Here is a 15,538-nt window from a genome sequence, read left to right on the forward strand (position 1 = left end):
TCCCGACCGCGGTGTTCCGCAACCGGTTGGCCTCTCAGGCCGCGGCCGCCGGCATCACGCTGCTCGCGGTCAACCCCGCTTACACCAGTGCATGGGGAGATCAGCACTGGCGCAAGCCCTACATGAACGTCACTCGGCACCAGGCGGCCGCCACGGTGATCGGGCGTCGCGCCCAAGGCCAGAAGGCACGGCGACGGGAAGGTGTGAATCGTACGCGACCAGAGGATCGCGTCGTGAGAGCTACCAACCGGGCCGCACCCCAAAGCCAACGGGTGAGCAGTAGCCGTCACCAGCCAGGGACGCGAGGAACCACATCTCGCCCGCCCGGCCGGACACGAATACGGCTACCAGACCGGGCAACCGTTACCCCGGCAACCGCCAACAACGGCCAACAACATCAGTAGCGGTAACCTTGGCCCCGTGAGCATCGACGTCAGCGCACGCCTGGGCACCGTGCTGACTGCCATGGTGACGCCGTTCGGCCCGGACGGCTCGCTCGATCTGGCCGCTGCGAAGAAGCTCGCAACGCACCTGGTCGACGCCGGGTGCGACGGCTTGGTGCTGTCCGGCACCACGGGCGAATCACCCACCACCACCGACGACGAGAAGATCGCGCTGCTTGCCGCGGTGCTCGAGGCCGTTGGCGACCGCGCCCGCATCATCGCAGGCGCAGGCACCTACGACACCGCGCACAGCGTGCATTTGGCCAAGGCGTGCGAGGCGCAGGGAGCGCATGGCCTGCTCGTCGTGACGCCCTACTATTCGCGGCCACCGCAGGCGGGTCTGGTCGCCCACTTCACCGCCGTCGCCGACGCGACCGCCCTGCCGCTGGTGCTGTACGACATCCCGTCGCGCTCCGTCGTGCCGATCGGGTGGGACACCATCCGCGCGCTCGCGCCGCACCCGAACATCGTCGCCGTCAAGGACGCCAAGGGCGATCTGCACGGCGGCGCGCTGATCATGTCCGAGACCGGGCTGGCCTACTACTCGGGTGACGACGCGCTGAACCTGCCCTGGCTGGCGATGGGCGCGACCGGATTCGTCAGCGTGTGGGGTCACGTGGCCGCCAGCCAGTTGCGAAACATGTTGTCGGCGTTCACCTCCGGCGACGTGGCGACCGCACGCAAGTGTCACGTCACGCTCGGACCGCTCTACGACGCCCAGATCCGGCTCGGCGGAGTCACGATGGCCAAGGCCGGCCTTCGGTTGCAAGGCTTCGACGCCGGCGAGCCACGGCTGCCCCAGATCCCGGCGACGGCCGACGAGATCGAGGCGCTGGCCAACGACATGCGGGCCGCAGGCGTGCTGCGGTCGACGTCGCCTGCGGGCCGGCTCCAACCATGAGCGGCCACCTCGTTCCGCCGGGACCCCTCGCGCCGGGAGGGCTACGGGTCACCGCGCTTGGCGGCATCGGCGAAATCGGCCGCAACATGACCGTTTTCGAGCATCTCGGCCGCCTGCTGATCATCGACTGCGGCGTGCTGTTCCCAGGGCATGACGAGCCGGGCGTCGACCTGATCCTGCCCGACCTGAGACACATCGAGGACCGCCTCGACGACGTCGAGGCGCTGGTGCTGACTCACGCCCACGAGGACCACATCGGCGCCATCCCGCACCTGCTGAAGTTGCGGCCGGACATCCCGGTGGTGGGGTCGAAGTTCACCCTGGCACTGGTCGCCGCGAAGTGCCGCGAGCACCGCATCAAACCTGTGTTCGTCGAGGTCGCCGAACTGCAGAGCAGTCGACACGGGGTGTTCGAGTGCGAGTACTTCGCGGTCAACCATTCCATCCCGGATGCGCTGGCGATCGCGGTCTACACCGGCGCGGGAACGGTGCTGCACACCGGCGACATCAAGCTCGACCAGCTGCCACTCGACGGCCGCCCCACCGACCTGCCGGGAATGTCGCGGCTCGGCGATGCCGGGGTGGACCTGTTCCTGTGCGATTCGACCAACGCCGAGATACCAGGGGTGGGCCCGTCGGAGAGCGAGATCGGGCCAAACCTGCACCGCCTGATCCGCTCGGCCGAAGGACGGGTGATCGTCGCCTGCTTCGCGTCGAACGTCGCCAGGGTGCAGCAGATCATCGACGCGTCAGTGGCATTGGGCCGCAAGGTGTCGTTCGTGGGCCGTTCGATGGTGCGAAACATGGGCATCGCCCGCGATCTCGGCTTCCTGAATGTCGCCGACGACGACGTGATCGACATCGGCGCCGCGGAGATGATGGCAGCGGACCGAATCGTCCTCGTCACCACCGGAACCCAGGGCGAGCCGATGGCCGCGCTGTCGCGGATGTCCCGCGGCGAGCACCGCAGCATCACGCTGACGTCCGGCGATCTCATCGTCTTGTCGTCCTCGCAGATCCCCGGCAACGAGGAAGCCATCTTCGGCGTCATCGACGCACTCGCCAAGATCGGTGTCCGCGTCGTCACCAACGGCAAGGTCCGGATCCACGTCTCCGGCCACGCCTACGCGGGCGAACTGCTGTTCCTCTACAACGGCGTCCGCCCCCGTAACGTGATGCCCGTGCACGGTACGTGGCGCCACCTGCGCGCCAACGCCGCGCTGGCGGCGAGTACCGGTGTGGCCGAAGAGAACATCGTGCTGGCCGAGAACGGCGTCAGCGTCGATCTCGTCGCAGGCAAGGCCAGCATCTCCGGTGCGGTACCGCTCGGCAAGATGTTCGTCGACGGCCTGATCACCGGCGACGTGGGTGAGGTCACCTTGGGTGAACGGCTCACGCTGTCTTCGGGTTTCATCTCCATCACCGTCGTCGTCCGCCGCAGCACCGGGAAATTGGCCACGGTCCCGCACCTGCATTCCCGCGGTTTCTCCGAGGACCCCAAGGCACTCGAACCGGCTACCCGCAAGGTGACCGAGGCGCTCGAGGCGCTGGCCGCCGACAAGGTCACCGACCCGGTCCGCATCGCGCAGGCGGTGCGCCGTGCGGTGGGCAAGTGGGTCAGTGAGGTCTACCGGCGCCAGCCGATGATCGTGCCGACGGTGCTCGAAGTCGACTGAGCTTTAGATCTTCTCGGCGTAGACCGACCATTCGATCTGCGAGGCGGTGAGGTCGCGGCCCGCCGGCCGGACGTAGCGGTCCATCAGCTCGTCGGGCCCGGCCTGCTCGATCAACCGCCAGCCGTACTCGGCGAGGAATCCGTCGATGTCCCCGGGCAGCAGGCCGAACTTCCATACCTGACTGCGCTCGCGGAACCTCCGGTACAGCACGGGGGCGCCGTACAGGTTCACGCCGTCGATGAAATCCCGCCGCACGTAGGTGAAGTCGAGCCTGCTGCCGCTTGCCGCCTGCGCGAGTTGGTCGAACGTGGCCCGCACCGCGTCGGCGGTCAGGTACTGCGTGACTCCCTCCCAGATGAAGAAGGTGGGGGAGTCCACGCGGTATCCGTACGACGCGAGCGTCGCCATCAGGTCGTCGCGCTCGAAGTCGACGGAGACCAACCGCACCGATGGCGGCACCGCGCCGAACACCCTCGACACGACGGCGCGTTTGCGTGCGATGTTCACCGGCAGGTCGACTTCGAAGACCGGGACGTCGCCGAGCCGCGCCAGGCGGTACGGCCGGGTGTCCAGTCCCGCGCCGAGGATGACCACGGCGTCGACGGCGGGAAGTGACTCCGCCAGGTTGTCGTCGATGTAGCTCTTGCGGCACGACACGTTCGCCCACAGCCCGGGACCGGATCGCTCGGACGCTGCGATGACGGCCCGGCGCACCGCGCGAAACCGGGTGGCGCGCACCAACGCCCGCAGCGGCTTGGGCAGGAACGACGCCGCCAGGTCGTCGTCGACGAGGCGGCGATCCGGCGGTTCGTGATGTTCGATCGCCGACAGCACCATCGGCCCGAAGGCCGTCTTCGCCGCAGGATTCCCGGACACCCTCAGCGCTTGTTGACGTACCCGGCGTCCACCGGCAACGTGACGCCGGTGACGTAGCGGGCCGCGTCGGAGACCAGCCAGAGGATGGCGTTGGCGATGTCCTCCGGCTCCAGCGTCTGCACCGGCAACGCGTTGCCCATGTCGGGTCCGCCCTGGCTCTCCTGGGCCAGACCGCTCAGCCAGCTGCGGATGAAGTCGTTGTCGATCATCGGCGTGTTCACTCCGGCCGGATGCACGGAGTTCACCCGAATGCTGTGTGGCGCAAGGAGGTTGGCGTACACCCGCATCAGCCCGACGATGCCGTGCTTGGCGGCGGCATAGCCCATCGAGCCGGCCATCGGGGAGGCGAGTCCGACCAGCCCGGCCACCGAGCTGATCAGCACGATCGATCCGCCGTTGCCCGCCTTGATCATTGGCCGCATTGCGACGTCGACCGTCTGGTAGACGCCGGTCAGGTTGACGTCGATCACGTCCTGCCAGGCGTCGTCGCCGGCCATGGGTGCGATACCCGCGTTGGCGACGACGATGTCCAGCCGGCCGCCCAGTTCGTCGACGCCGGCCTTGAGCGCGTCCTTGAGCGCCGCCCGGTCCCGCACGTCGGCTTGTGTGGCGACGATGCGGGCGCCGGTTTCCTCGACGAGCTTGACCGTGGCGGCTAGATCGTCGGGGGTTGCCATCGGGTAGGGCACCGACGCGATCTGATCGCACAGATCGATCGCAATGATGTCGGCGCCTTCGGATGCCAGTTTCACCGCGTCCGCGCGACCCTGTCCGCGGGCAGCGCCGGTGATGAAGGCCGTCTTTCCTTTGAGGGTTCCGTCAGCTCGTCCCATGTCAGCCGCGCAGCTGACCCTTGGCAGGGTCGCCCGCGACCACGGGTTGCAACATCTTGATGTCAGGCGCACCGTCCAAGTGCTCGCCGAGTGCCCCGAACAAGGCGCCGATGGCTGGGGCGGTGCTGTGGACCTTGAGAGCGTCCGCATCGGCCCACTGCTCAACGAAGACGAAGGTGCCGTTCGCCTCGTGCAGCGCGTACAGCTCGCAACCGGGTTCGTCGTGCACCGCCTCGATCGCGCGCTTACAGGCGTCGCGGACGGCGTCCACGGATTCGGGCTTGGCGGTCATGGTGGCGACGACGACTACGGGATTTGGGCTTGGCATGGGAACTAGCGACTCCTCGGTGAGTGCGGCCGGACGAGTGTCCACCCTACTAATGCGAAGCTTAGCTAGAAAGATTGCAATCGAGCTGTGACCAGTGTGGCTGATGGTGAATATGGGGCTGTTGCGACTAGGCTTGGCGCCATGGCAAGTAAGACCGCTGCCCGCTCGGGCGCCCGTTCGAGCAGGTCCAAGGCCAGTTCGAAGACCGGAGCGCGCCCGGCCCGGCCCACTGTCCCGCGCCGCAAGCCCGCGCGCCGCGCGTCGCCATCGCCCGCCGCAGGCGCCGGAGCCGCCATCGGCCGGGGTGCAAGGGCCGGCTGGCTGATGGTCGCCAAGGGGGCAGGCACGACCGCGCGCTCCGTCGGTCGGGCCCGCGATCTGGAGCCCGGCCACCGCCGGGACGGCATCGCCCTCGGCCTGCTGGGCATCGCCGTGGTGCTGGCCGCGAGTTCCTGGTTCGACGCCGCGCGCCCCGTCGGTGGGTGGATCGACACCGTCGTGCGAGTCGTCATCGGCGCTGCGGTGGTGCTGGTGCCGATCCTGCTCATCGCGATCGCCGTCGTCCTGATGCGCACCGAGCCGAATCCCGAGGCGCGGCCCCGGCTGATCCTCGGCGCCGCCATGATCGGCCTGCCTGCACTCGGCTTGTGGCATCTGTGGGCCGGAGCGCCCGACGATCCAGTCGCGCGACGCCACGCCGCGGGGTTCGTCGGCTTCGCGCTGGGTGGACCGCTTTCCGACGGGCTCACGCCGTGGATCGCGACGCCGCTGCTGATCATCGGGGTGCTCTTCGGCGTGCTGCTGATGACGGGGACCACCATCCGCGAAGTGCCGTCGACTCTGCGGGCATTGTTCGGCACCGGATACCGCGGTGACGACTACGGCAACGACGACTACTACGACGATGACGAGCGGGCGAACGGACAGCCCGACGACTTCTCCGACGGCTATTACGACGAGGGCGACCTCGGCGACGAGGCGCAGGCCTGGCCGGTTTCGGGCCAGGCTGCGGGCACCGGCACGCCGTACGACAACTACCCGCTCGAGGACGAGGCCCCGACGGTCCCCGAGCCGGCCGCCCGCGTGTCACGCCGCAAGAAGGCGCCCAAGAAGACGGACACCGTGGTGCTGGACCGCGTGGTCGACGGCCCCTACCATCTGCCGTCCCTGGACCTGCTCGTCGCAGGCGATCCGCCGAAGCTGCGTAGCGCGGCCAACGACAAGATGGTCGAGGTGATCGGCTCGGTCCTGCAACAGTTCAAGGTCGACGCCGCAGTGACCGGCTGCACCAGAGGGCCGACCGTCACCCGCTACGAGGTCGAAGTGGGCCCTGGCGTGAAGGTCGAGAAGATCACCGCGCTGCAGAAGAACATCGCCTACGCGGTGGCCACCGAGAGCGTGCGCATGCTGGCACCGATCCCCGGCAAGTCGGCCGTCGGCATCGAGGTGCCCAACACCGACCGCGAGATGGTGCGCCTGGCCGACGTGCTCACCGACGCGAAGACCCGGCGCGATCACCACCCGCTGGTGATCGGGCTCGGCAAGGACATCGAGGGCGACTTCATCTCGGCCAACCTGGCCAAGATGCCGCACCTGCTGGTGGCCGGTTCGACCGGCTCGGGCAAGTCGAGCTTCGTGAACTCGATGCTGGTCTCGCTGCTGTCCCGGGCCACCCCGGAGGAGGTCAGGATGATCCTGATCGACCCGAAGATGGTCGAACTCACGCCGTACGAAGGCATCCCCCACCTGATCACGCCCATCGTCACGCAGCCCAAGAAGGCCGCTGCGGCGCTGGCGTGGCTGGTCGAGGAGATGGAGCAGCGCTACCAGGACATGCAGGCCAACCGGGTGCGCCACATCGACGACTTCAATACCAAGGTGAAGTCCGGTGAGATCACCGCCCCGCTGGGCAGCGAGCGGGTCTACAAGCCCTATCCCTACATCGTCGCGATCGTCGACGAGTTGGCCGACTTGATGATGACGGCGCCGCGTGACGTCGAGGACGCGATCGTGCGCATCACCCAGAAGGCCCGCGCCGCGGGCATCCACCTCATCCTGGCCACGCAGCGGCCGTCGGTGGACGTCGTCACCGGCCTGATCAAGACCAACGTGCCGTCCCGGTTGGCGTTCGCGACGTCATCGCTGACCGACAGCCGGGTGATCCTGGATCAGCAGGGCGCCGAGAAGCTCATCGGGATGGGCGACGGGCTGTTCCTCCCGATGGGAGCCAACAAGCCGGTCCGGTTCCAGGGGGCCTACATCAGTGACGACGAGATCCATGCCGTCGTCGCCGCGTGCAAGGACCAGGCCGAGCCGGAGTACACCGAGGGCGTCACCAAGGCAAAGCCGACCGGTGAGCGCACCGACGTCGACCCCGACATCGGCGACGACATGGACGTCTTTCTGCAGGCCGTCGAGCTGGTGGTGTCCTCGCAGTTCGGCTCCACCTCGATGCTGCAGCGCAAGCTGCGGGTCGGTTTCGCCAAGGCGGGTCGGTTGATGGACCTAATGGAGACGCGTCAGATCGTCGGGCCGTCGGAGGGCTCCAAGGCGCGCGAGGTGCTGGTCAAGCCCGACGAGCTGGCGGGCACGCTGATGCTGATCCGGGGTGGTGACGAGCCCGCCGACGACGAGGACTGAGCGCCCACCGAACGTGACGCCACTGCGAGAATCGGGATCTCTCGCAGTGGCGTCACATTCGGCGAGCCCGCGCCTACGTAAGCGTCTTGAGCATCCGGGTGTTGCCCAGGATGTTGGGCTTGACGTAGGACAGGTCGAGGAACTCCGCCACGCCGATGTCGTAGGAGCGGCACATCTCCTCGTAGACCTCGGCGGTCACCGGGGTGCCCTCGATCTCCTTGAAGCCGTGCCTGCCGAAGAACTCGGTCTCGAAGGTCAGCACGAAGATTCGCTCCAGGCGCAGTTCGTTCGCCACGTCCAGGAGGCGCGCCACCACGGCGTGCCCCACACCGTGTCCCCGCAGCCTGGGGTGCGAGGCGATGGTGCGGATCTCCCCGAGGTCGGCCCACAGCACGTGCAGGGCGCCGCAACCAACCACCTCGTCGTCGAGCTCGGCGACCCAGAACTCCTGAACGGACTCGTAGAGGGTGACGAGGTTCTTCTCCAACAGGATCTTGCCGGCGTAGACGTCGACGAGCGCCTTGATGCCAGGGACGTCGGAGGTGCGGGCCCGCCGGACGACCAGCCCATCCGTTTCGGGCGCTCCATTCACAGCTGTGAGAATATCGGCTCCCGCAACGGATATTCTGATCCGGTGCCTGGCCCGCCTGATACCGATCCGGTGATTCCGCGTGCCAGCGTCGCGAATGTCGCCAACGTGCTCACCGGTGTGCGCATGGCCCTGGTGCCCGTGTTCCTGCTGGCCCTCTTCGCCGGCGATGGTCACGAAACCCGTTGGCGGATAATCGCGTTCGTTATTTTCGCGGCCGCAGTGGTCACCGATCGAGTCGATGGAGCGCTGGCCCGTAGCTTCGATCTGGTCACCGAATTCGGCAAGCTCGCCGATCCGATCGCCGACAAGGCACTGATCGGTGCGGCGTTGATCGGGCTGTCGGTGCTCGGCGATCTGCCGTGGTGGGTGACCATTCTCATCCTGGTACGTGAGATCGGCGTCACGATTTTGCGTTTCGCCGTGCTGCGGCGCGGCGTCATCCCGGCCAGCCGCGGCGGCAAGCTCAAGACCCTCGTGCAGGCGGTGGCGATCGGCCTTTTCGTCCTGCCGCTGTCCGGCGCCTGGCTGACGGGCGCATGGGTGTTCATGTGGGCCGCGATCGTGTTGACCGTGGTCACGGGCCTCGACTACGTCGTCTCGGCACTCAGGGACGGACGTCGCCGGGCCGCCACCGCTTGACCGTGTGGGTGACCGGGAACCATTTGCGAGTGTGCGGGCGTTCAGCTGTTAGTGACCGGCGGACGAAGGAGAGCACGATGACGGCACTGCTACGCGAAGTGATCGGCGACGTGCTGCGTCAGGCGCGGACCGAGCAGGGTCGCACGCTGCGGGAGGTGTCCGACGACGCCCGGGTGAGCCTCGGATATCTGTCCGAGGTCGAGCGCGGGCGCAAGGAGGCATCCAGCGAGCTGCTGAGCGCCATCTGCGGCGCCCTCGAGGTTCCGCTGTCGCGGGTGCTGTCCGAGGCCGGTGAAGAACTCGCCCGCCACGAACTGATCCCGGCGAAGCCCGGCGCTGCCAGCACGGCGAACATCGACGTCACGACCAAGGTGGTCATCCCCCAGGTCGTCACGATGGCGGTCGCCTAGCCTTCTCGGTCCCTGGGCGCCGCACGATCGACTGCGAACCCCGGAAATCGTCTGCAGGGGTGTGGTCAGTTGCGGGAAACCGATAAGTTGGCAGTAGCGGAAAGCGCACGTCCCCGGCAGACGCAGTAAACGACACGAAGGCGGAAACGTTCCCATGGCCAACCCGTTCGTCAAGGCGTGGAAGTACCTCATGGCGCTGTTCAGCTCCAAGGTCGACGAGTACGCCGACCCGAAGGTGCAGATCCAGCAGGCCATCGAGGATGCGCAGCGCCAGCACCAGGCGCTGACCCAGCAGGCCGCACAGGTGATTGGCAACCAGCGTCAGCTGGAGATGCGGCTGAACCGCCAGCTCGCCGACATCGAGAAGTTGCAGGTCAACGTCCGCCAGGCGCTCACTCTCGCCGACCAGGCCACCTCAACGGGCGACGTGGCCAAGACCACCGAGTACACCAATGCCGCCGAGGCATTCGCGGCGCAACTGGTGACCGCCGAGCAGAGCGTCGAGGACCTCAAGAGCCTGCACGATCAGGCGTTGCAGGCCGCCGGGCAGGCCAAGAAGGCGGTCGAGCAGAACGCCATGGTGTTGCAGCAGAAGATCGCCGAGCGCAGCAAGCTGCTCAGCCAGCTCGAGCAGGCCAAGATGCAGGAGCAGGTCAGCGCCTCGCTGCGGTCGATGAGCGAAATCGCCGCGCCAGGCACCACGCCCAGCCTCGACGAGGTGCGGGACAAGATCGAACGCCGCTACGCCAACGCGATGGGTTCCGCCGAACTGGCGCAGAACTCGGTGCAGGGCCGGATGCTCGAGGTGCAACAGGCCAGCGTTCAGATGGCCGGCCACTCGCGGCTCGAGCAGATCCGCGCCTCGATGCGCGGTGACGCCTTGCCTTCCGGGGGTGCGACCGCCACCCCGGCTGCCAGCCCGCCCGCTGCGGCGCCGGAAAACCCGCTGTCGCAGTAGCTCACGATCATGGCAATGAATTCGCGGACGGGACGGGTGGAGGCGTGGCGCGCGCTCGCGCAGCGTGGCGTCGACACCGCCGCGGAACTCACCGACGTGCTGGCCGAGAAGCTCGGCGCCGCCGCTGATCCGCGGGCCAAGCTGCTGCGCCAGCGTCGCAGGGCGTTCCGCTCGGGCCTGTTCTTCGTCTTCGCGACGGGGTTCTGGGTCGTCGTGACGGTGGTCCTGGCGTCGTGGAACACACCGGCGTGGGCGCTGCCGATCCCTGGCGGCATCGCCGTCGGCGCGGCCTTCCTGGCCACGCTGAGCTTTCTTCGGCACCGCTGGCTGAAGGCCACCCCGCTGCCCCCGCAGCGCTCGATGCGGCGGCTCCCGTCGTGGGGGTCGGCGGCTCGTCAGCCGATGGCGGCGCTTGCGTCGGCCGAGCGCGGGATGTTCTCACTGCTCGGCGTGATGCAGCGTGGACGGATGTTGCCCGACGACGAATTGCGCGAGGTGACGTTGGCGGCCAATCAGACCGCGGCCACCATGGCGGCCACCGCCACCGACGTGGTGTCGATGGAGCGGGCCGCTGGCGCATCGCCGCAGTCGCGTGCGCACCTGACGCCCACCATCCGGGCGTTCACCGCGCAGCTGGAGAGCGGCGTTCGGCAGTACAACGAAATGGTCACCGCCGCAGCGCAACTGGTCTCAGCTGCGAACAGCGGAACGATGTCGAGTTCGCCGATGTCCGCCCAGCGCTACCGCCACGAACTGGGCACCGCGACCGACCGGCTGAACGGCTGGGCGCAGGCCTTCGACGAACTCGGCCACCTGCGCCGCGCCTGACGTCTCAGACGTCGTGGCTGCTCGGCGGGCCCGACCGGGGTCCGTACTTGTCGATGTAGGCCTGATGAATGTGCGCGTCACGCTGACGGGCGACGTAGTCGACCAGGCCCGGGTCCAACCCATGCTTTCGCAGCATGTGGCGCCGCCACACCTTGTTCAGTGCGTGGGAGAAGAACACGAACGGGATCAGGATCGGCAGCGTCGTGGACAGGTGCAGGTACAACGACATGGGGACGATCCAGAACGGCGTCAGGATCAGCACCGCCGGAATGAACACCCGGACCATCATGCGGACGGTGGCGCCAGGGCCCGCGAGATCGTCGGCCACCCACTGCCGCATCGAGTTCGGCAGGCGCCGGCCGTAGCAGTACGTGACGTACTCCCACGCATTCGGCCGGGTGCGCTCCGGCGAACTGCCGGTCACATCGTGCGGCGCAGCGACGGCACCGCTATTCCCAGGATCCCGCGGACGATGGCCTTGGTGAAGTCGTAGAAGTCGAAGTAGTCCCGCCACAGCGTGATTCGCCCGTCGTGGACCTCGAACACCCCGCAGACCCAGAACTGCAGGCGCAGCGGTCCGAAGACCACGGCGTCGGTGCGTTCGTTCAGCACGGTGGCGCCGTCGGCCACGTTGCGATGGAACTTCACCTCGAAGCCCATCCGGCCCTCCATGCCGCGAAGGAGTTTCTTGACCCGTGCGCCGCCGCGAATGGTCGGCAATCCGACGTTCTGGTAGACGATGTCGTCGGCGATCAGGGCATCCACCGCGGCGAAGTCCTGGTCCTGCAGTGAGTGGAGGAATGTCTCGACGATGACGGCGTTCTGCTCGCTCGTCTCGGTCGATGTCTGCTCTGTCATGACGGCCAGCCTAATCTTCTGCCCGTCGCCGCGTGCCTGCGCTGTGGCTAAGGTGGGGCGGATGCGCGTCGTGGTGGTCGCCGGACCCGACCCGGGACACGCCTTTCCCGCGCTGGCCATGTGCCTGAAGTTCCTGGCGGCCGGCGACACGCCCACCCTGCTCACCGGCACCGAATGGCTCGACACGGCGCGGGCGGCTGGGGTCGATGCGGCCGAACTCGTCGGCCTGGATCCGACCGACGCCGACGACGACACCGACGCCGGGGAGAAGATCCACCGGCGGGCCGCCCGAATGGCCGTGCTCAACCTGCCGGGACTGAAGGCTATGACGCCGGATCTGGTCGTGTCCGACGTGATCACCACGTGCGGCGGACTGGCGGCCGAACTGCTCGGCGTGCCGTGGGTCGAACTGAGCCCGCACCCGCTGTACCTGCCGTCCAAGGGGCTGCCGCCGGTGGGCAGCGGGATGGCGCCGGGGCGCGGCGTGCGCGGCCGGTTGCGCGACGCGGTGCTGCGGGCACTGAGCGCGCGGTCGGTGCGCGACGGAGTTCGGCAGCGAACAGCCGCGCGGACGGAGATCGGTCTGCCCGGCGCCGATCCCGGCCCGCTGCTCCGCCTGATCGCCACGCTGCCCGCCCTCGAGGTGTCCCGACCGGATTGGCCTGCCGAGGCCGTCGTCGTGGGCCCGCTGCACTTCGAGCCGACGTCGGCGGTACTCGACGTTCCCGAGGGACATGGGCCCGTCGTGGTGGTCGCACCCTCGACGGCGACGACCGGCACGCGTGGCCTTGCCGAACTGGCGCTGGAGACGTTGATACCGGGTACCACCCTGCCCGTGGGCTCGCGGGTGGTGGTGTCGAGGCTGGGCGGCCCCGACGTGGTGGTGCCACCGTGGGCGACGGTGGGCCTTGGTCGCCAGGACGAGCTTCTGAAGTCGGCGGATCTGGCGATCTGCGGCGGCGGGCACGGCATGGTGTCCAAGACGCTGCAGGCAGGCGTGCCGATGGTGGTGGTGCCCGGCGGCGGTGACCAGTGGGAGATCGCCAATCGTATTGTGCGGCAAGGGAGTGCGGTGCTGGTCCGGCCGCTCACTGGCGAGGCGTTGACTGCGGCGGTGGACGAGGTGCTCTCCTCGCCCAGGTTCCGCGAGGCCGCCCGCCGTGCGGGCGGCGACGTCGTCGGGGTCGCCGATCCGGTACGGGTGTGCCATGAAGCGCTGGCACCGTCGGCGTAGGTTGGTGGCGTGCGGCTGACGGAATTCCGCGAACTGGTCGAGGGCCGGTTCGGTCCGGTGCGGGGCGGGTCAATGCTCGTCGACCACGTTTTGAGCGGTTTCGGTGGGCGCACCGCGGTACAGGCCATCGACGACGGGGTCGATCCCCGTGAGGTGTGGCGCGCGCTGTGCGCCGACTTCGACGTGCCGCGCGACCAGTGGTGACCGTCGCGGTCAGGCTCGGCTTCTTGCGGCGTTGACGATGTCCAGGCTGGCCTGGGTCGCCGTCGCACATGCGTCGCTCTCGGCGTCGTCCAGCGATCCGCACACCCAGTCCCAATGGGCCGAAACCGTCTGCCCGGGGCCGGGCGGCGGAGCCAGCGAGGTGCCGTCCCTTCGCCACCGTATCCGCTCGGGGGCCGGAGCGCCGAGCAGGAGCCTGCCGTCCGCGAACGTCAACGGCTGCGAATGGATCACCGCGTGGTCGCCGTCCACCGACTCGACGGTGCCCCAGCGGACGCGGCAGTCCTGCATGACCTGGACGGGCTTGTTTGCATCGCGATCCAGGAAGCGGATCCACGGGTAGACGACGAAGACGTGAAAGCTGTGGTGCGCCAACGCCTCCCCGGGCCCGAGGGCATCCAGCAAGCCGGTCACCTGGCCGCCGAACGAGCGTCGCAGCCGGCTCAGTAGAGCATCCGGATCCACCGCATGCAGCAGTGGCCCGCCGACCCAGTAGTTGCGCACCACGGCGGCATCCAGGGGATCGGTGACGCCTGCCGCGTCGGCGATCGCGCCCAGGTACGGCCATGCGCCGTCGAACTCCTTGGCGTGCGCCGCGAGTTCGGCAGCGCTGCCCTCACGGAGCAGCACCGACGAGTCGGCGGGCCCGCAGTAGCCCAGCTCGTTGGGCGGGAACGCGTATCGAGCGAACTCCGCGTAGCCGGCGGGCAGCCGTTCCGTCGTCCTCGTCATGGTGGTGACGCCACGTCAGCAGATCCGGGGCAGCTGCTCGCCGATCGGCAGGTCGACGACCCGGGTGCCGCCCAGCGCAGTCCGCGCGACGACCATGCCCGGGTGCTCGGGGACGCAGGAACCGATCACCGCGGCACGAATCCCCAACGGATGGTTGCGCATTGCGGCCAGCACCAGATCGGCGTCGTCCGCAGGCACGAACGCCAGCAGCTTGCCCTCGTTGGCCACCTGCAGGGGGTCGAGGCCCAACAACCCGCACGCGTCGCGCACCTCCGCGGGGATCGGGAAGGTGCGCTCGTCCAGCGCGATGCCGACGCCCGCGGTCTTCGCGATCTCGTTCAGGGTTGCGGCCACCCCGCCGCGGGTGGGATCACGCAGGACGTGCAGGTCTGCGCCGGTGTCGAGCATGGCTGCCACCAGCCCGTGCAACGGTGCGGTATCGCTGGCCACGGTGGTCGCGAACTCCAACCCCTCCCGGCAGCTCATCACCGCCACGCCGTGCACGCCGATGTCGCCGCTGACGATCACCACGTCACCCGGTGACGCACGCTGCGGGCGGATGTCGGCGCGCTCGTCGACGATGCCGATCCCTGCGGTGTTGATGAAGACGCCGTCGCCGTGGCCGGAGTCCACCACCTTGGTGTCCCCGGTGACCAACTTGACCCCGGCCGCCAGCGCCGCCGTGCCGACGGCCTGTGCCACGTGCGCGATCTCGCTGAGTGCGGTGCCCTCCTCGAGGATGAACGCCGTCGACAGCACCAACGGCCGCGCGCCCGCCATGGCCAGGTCGTTCACGGTCCCGTTGACGGCGAGGTCGCCGATCGAGCCGCCAGGGAACACCAGCGGCTTGACCACGAACGAGTCGGTGGAGAACGCCAACCGGACACCGTTGACCTCGATGACGGCCGCGTCGCCCATGCCGGCCTCGGCGGCGGAGCCGAACGCGGGCAGGAACAGGTGCTCGATGAGTTCACCGGACATCGCCCCGCCGCCACCGTGCCCCATCACGATGTTCGGCGAGTCCCGCAACGGCATCGGACACACCCACGCCTCCATGTCTATGGTGGCGCCGTTGTCCGCCGATGTCTCAGGCATGTGTCACCTCGAGCCGCCGATACAGGTAGTACGCGGCGCACGCCCCTTCGGACGACACCATCGTCGCGCCAAGCGGATTGCGCGGCGTGCACTCCTTGCCGAAGGCCGCGCACTCGTGCGGTTTGATCATTCCCTGCAGCACCTCGCCCGAACGGCAGATGTCCGACTCGGCGGTGTGGATGCCGGTGACCGAGAATCGGTGCTCGGCGTCGAAGTCCCGGTAGGCGGGTGAAAGCCGCCAACCACTCTGCGGGATCATGCCGATACCGCGCC

At 68.4% G+C, this 15,538-nt stretch carries 18 protein-coding genes and 1 pseudogene; 10 read left to right on the plus strand and 9 right to left on the minus strand.

Annotated features, from left to right (window positions below; all coding sequences use genetic code 11):
- From QOC69_RS27085 to QOC69_RS27095, 3 genes are all read left to right on the plus strand, one after another.
- Positions 1–404: hypothetical protein (locus tag QOC69_RS27085; protein WP_526445490.1), on the plus strand; the 404-nt coding region annotated here is incomplete at its 5' end.
- Positions 405–465: 61 nt separating this feature from the next.
- Positions 466–1,344: a 4-hydroxy-tetrahydrodipicolinate synthase gene (gene dapA, locus QOC69_RS27090; protein WP_526445522.1), complete on the plus strand. Its 879-nt coding sequence runs from the start codon at positions 466–468 to the stop codon at positions 1,342–1,344.
- Positions 1,341–3,020, plus strand: coding sequence for a ribonuclease J (locus QOC69_RS27095; RefSeq protein ID WP_526445492.1), 1,680 nt, complete (start codon positions 1,341–1,343; stop codon positions 3,018–3,020). The genes dapA and QOC69_RS27095 overlap by 4 nt, the downstream gene beginning before the upstream one ends.
- Positions 3,021–3,023: 3 nt before the next feature.
- Here the strand turns inward: QOC69_RS27095 and QOC69_RS27100 are convergent, their stop codons facing one another.
- The 3 genes from QOC69_RS27100 to QOC69_RS27110 are packed head-to-tail and all read right to left on the minus strand — an operon-like array spanning position 3,024 to position 5,057.
- Positions 3,024–3,896 carry an SAM-dependent methyltransferase gene (locus QOC69_RS27100; protein ID WP_526445494.1) on the minus strand — a complete coding sequence of 291 codons (873 nt, stop codon included), beginning with the start codon at positions 3,894–3,896 and terminating at the stop codon, positions 3,024–3,026.
- A 2-nt stretch (positions 3,897–3,898) separates the two neighbouring features.
- Positions 3,899–4,729: a mycofactocin-coupled SDR family oxidoreductase gene (locus QOC69_RS27105; RefSeq protein ID WP_526445496.1), complete on the minus strand. Its 831-nt coding sequence runs from the start codon at positions 4,727–4,729 to the stop codon at positions 3,899–3,901.
- Position 4,730: 1 nt separating this feature from the next.
- Positions 4,731–5,057 (minus strand): putative quinol monooxygenase, encoded by a 327-nt coding sequence (locus QOC69_RS27110; protein WP_526445524.1) that lies wholly within the window; start codon positions 5,055–5,057, stop codon positions 4,731–4,733.
- Between the two features lie 141 nt (positions 5,058–5,198).
- Between QOC69_RS27110 and QOC69_RS27115 the strand changes: the two genes are divergently transcribed.
- Positions 5,199–7,697, plus strand: coding sequence for a DNA translocase FtsK (locus QOC69_RS27115; protein WP_526445498.1), 2,499 nt, complete (start codon positions 5,199–5,201; stop codon positions 7,695–7,697).
- A 73-nt stretch (positions 7,698–7,770) separates the two neighbouring features.
- Here QOC69_RS27115 and QOC69_RS27120 read toward each other — a convergent pair whose 3' ends face one another.
- On the minus strand, positions 7,771–8,289 hold the full coding sequence (locus tag QOC69_RS27120) for an amino-acid N-acetyltransferase (protein WP_526445500.1): 519 nt from the start codon (positions 8,287–8,289) through the stop codon (positions 7,771–7,773).
- 42 nt (positions 8,290–8,331) lie between these two features.
- Between QOC69_RS27120 and pgsA the strand changes: the two genes are divergently transcribed.
- The 4 genes from pgsA (at position 8,332) to pspM (ending at position 11,124) form a co-directional block, all read left to right on the plus strand.
- Complete coding sequence (pgsA, locus tag QOC69_RS27125) at positions 8,332–8,928, plus strand: CDP-diacylglycerol--glycerol-3-phosphate 3-phosphatidyltransferase (RefSeq protein ID WP_526445502.1); 597 nt, start codon at positions 8,332–8,334, stop codon at positions 8,926–8,928.
- 77 nt (positions 8,929–9,005) lie between these two features.
- Complete coding sequence (clgR, locus tag QOC69_RS27130; RefSeq protein WP_526445504.1) at positions 9,006–9,338, plus strand: transcriptional regulator ClgR; 333 nt, start codon at positions 9,006–9,008, stop codon at positions 9,336–9,338.
- A 154-nt stretch (positions 9,339–9,492) separates the two neighbouring features.
- Positions 9,493–10,296 (plus strand): phage shock protein PspA, encoded by an 804-nt coding sequence (gene pspA, locus QOC69_RS27135; RefSeq protein WP_526445506.1) that lies wholly within the window; start codon positions 9,493–9,495, stop codon positions 10,294–10,296.
- Between the two features lie 15 nt (positions 10,297–10,311).
- Entirely contained in the window at positions 10,312–11,124 is an 813-nt protein-coding gene (gene pspM / locus QOC69_RS27140) for a phage shock envelope stress response protein PspM (protein ID WP_526445508.1), read from the plus strand.
- A gap of 4 nt (positions 11,125–11,128) precedes the next feature.
- On the opposite strand, the gene QOC69_RS27145 is transcribed toward pspM, so the two are convergent.
- Positions 11,129–11,548 (minus strand): DUF5313 family protein, encoded by a 420-nt coding sequence (locus QOC69_RS27145; protein WP_526445510.1) that lies wholly within the window; start codon positions 11,546–11,548, stop codon positions 11,129–11,131.
- Positions 11,545–11,982: a limonene-1,2-epoxide hydrolase family protein gene (locus tag QOC69_RS27150; protein ID WP_526445512.1), complete on the minus strand. Its 438-nt coding sequence runs from the start codon at positions 11,980–11,982 to the stop codon at positions 11,545–11,547. Before QOC69_RS27150 ends, QOC69_RS27145 begins: the two co-directional genes overlap by 4 nt.
- 61 nt (positions 11,983–12,043) lie before the next feature.
- Between QOC69_RS27150 and QOC69_RS27155 the strand changes: the two genes are divergently transcribed.
- Positions 12,044–13,216 (plus strand): glycosyltransferase, encoded by a 1,173-nt coding sequence (locus QOC69_RS27155; RefSeq protein ID WP_526445514.1) that lies wholly within the window; start codon positions 12,044–12,046, stop codon positions 13,214–13,216.
- Between the two features lie 9 nt (positions 13,217–13,225).
- Positions 13,226–13,420 carry a DUF3046 domain-containing protein gene (locus QOC69_RS27160; RefSeq protein ID WP_526445516.1) on the plus strand — a complete coding sequence of 65 codons (195 nt, stop codon included), beginning with the start codon at positions 13,226–13,228 and terminating at the stop codon, positions 13,418–13,420.
- A 9-nt stretch (positions 13,421–13,429) separates the two neighbouring features.
- Here QOC69_RS27160 and QOC69_RS27165 read toward each other — a convergent pair whose 3' ends face one another.
- The 3 genes and pseudogenes from QOC69_RS27165 to QOC69_RS27175 form a co-directional block, all read right to left on the minus strand.
- Positions 13,430–14,170: a DUF6390 family protein gene (locus QOC69_RS27165; RefSeq protein WP_526445518.1), complete on the minus strand. Its 741-nt coding sequence runs from the start codon at positions 14,168–14,170 to the stop codon at positions 13,430–13,432.
- A 15-nt stretch (positions 14,171–14,185) separates the two neighbouring features.
- The gene (hypE, locus tag QOC69_RS27170; RefSeq protein ID WP_526445520.1) at positions 14,186–15,265 is read right to left on the minus strand and encodes a hydrogenase expression/formation protein HypE; all 1,080 of its coding nucleotides are present in this window, start codon (positions 15,263–15,265) and stop codon (positions 14,186–14,188) included.
- Positions 15,258–15,538 (minus strand): annotated as a pseudogene (locus QOC69_RS27175) (hydrogenase formation protein HypD); the annotation flags it as partial. The gene hypE and the pseudogene QOC69_RS27175, both read right to left, overlap by 8 nt.

Origin of the sequence: Mycobacterium sp., assembly GCF_032162105.1 — a bacterium.
Taxonomy (GTDB): domain Bacteria; phylum Actinomycetota; class Actinomycetes; order Mycobacteriales; family Mycobacteriaceae; genus Mycobacterium.

Excerpts from the sequence above, each read along its gene's own strand:
- dapA (WP_526445522.1), top strand. The coding sequence starts at position 466 with ATGGTGACGCCGTTCGGCCCGGACGGCTCGCTCGATCTGGCCGCTGCG.
- QOC69_RS27095 (WP_526445492.1), top strand. The coding sequence starts at position 1,341 with ATGAGCGGCCACCTCGTTCCGCCGGGACCCCTCGCGCCGGGAGGGCTA.
- QOC69_RS27105 (WP_526445496.1), bottom strand. The coding sequence starts at position 4,729 with ATGGGACGAGCTGACGGAACCCTCAAAGGAAAGACGGCCTTCATCACC.
- QOC69_RS27110 (WP_526445524.1), bottom strand. The coding sequence starts at position 5,057 with ATGCCAAGCCCAAATCCCGTAGTCGTCGTCGCCACCATGACCGCCAAG.
- QOC69_RS27115 (WP_526445498.1), top strand. The coding sequence starts at position 5,199 with ATGGCAAGTAAGACCGCTGCCCGCTCGGGCGCCCGTTCGAGCAGGTCC.
- clgR (WP_526445504.1), top strand. The coding sequence starts at position 9,006 with ATGACGGCACTGCTACGCGAAGTGATCGGCGACGTGCTGCGTCAGGCG.
- pspA (WP_526445506.1), top strand. The coding sequence starts at position 9,493 with ATGGCCAACCCGTTCGTCAAGGCGTGGAAGTACCTCATGGCGCTGTTC.
- pspM (WP_526445508.1), top strand. The coding sequence starts at position 10,312 with ATGAATTCGCGGACGGGACGGGTGGAGGCGTGGCGCGCGCTCGCGCAG.
- QOC69_RS27150 (WP_526445512.1), bottom strand. The coding sequence starts at position 11,982 with ATGACAGAGCAGACATCGACCGAGACGAGCGAGCAGAACGCCGTCATC.
- QOC69_RS27155 (WP_526445514.1), top strand. The coding sequence starts at position 12,044 with ATGCGCGTCGTGGTGGTCGCCGGACCCGACCCGGGACACGCCTTTCCC.
- QOC69_RS27165 (WP_526445518.1), bottom strand. The coding sequence starts at position 14,170 with ATGACGAGGACGACGGAACGGCTGCCCGCCGGCTACGCGGAGTTCGCT.
- hypE (WP_526445520.1), bottom strand. The coding sequence starts at position 15,265 with ATGCCTGAGACATCGGCGGACAACGGCGCCACCATAGACATGGAGGCG.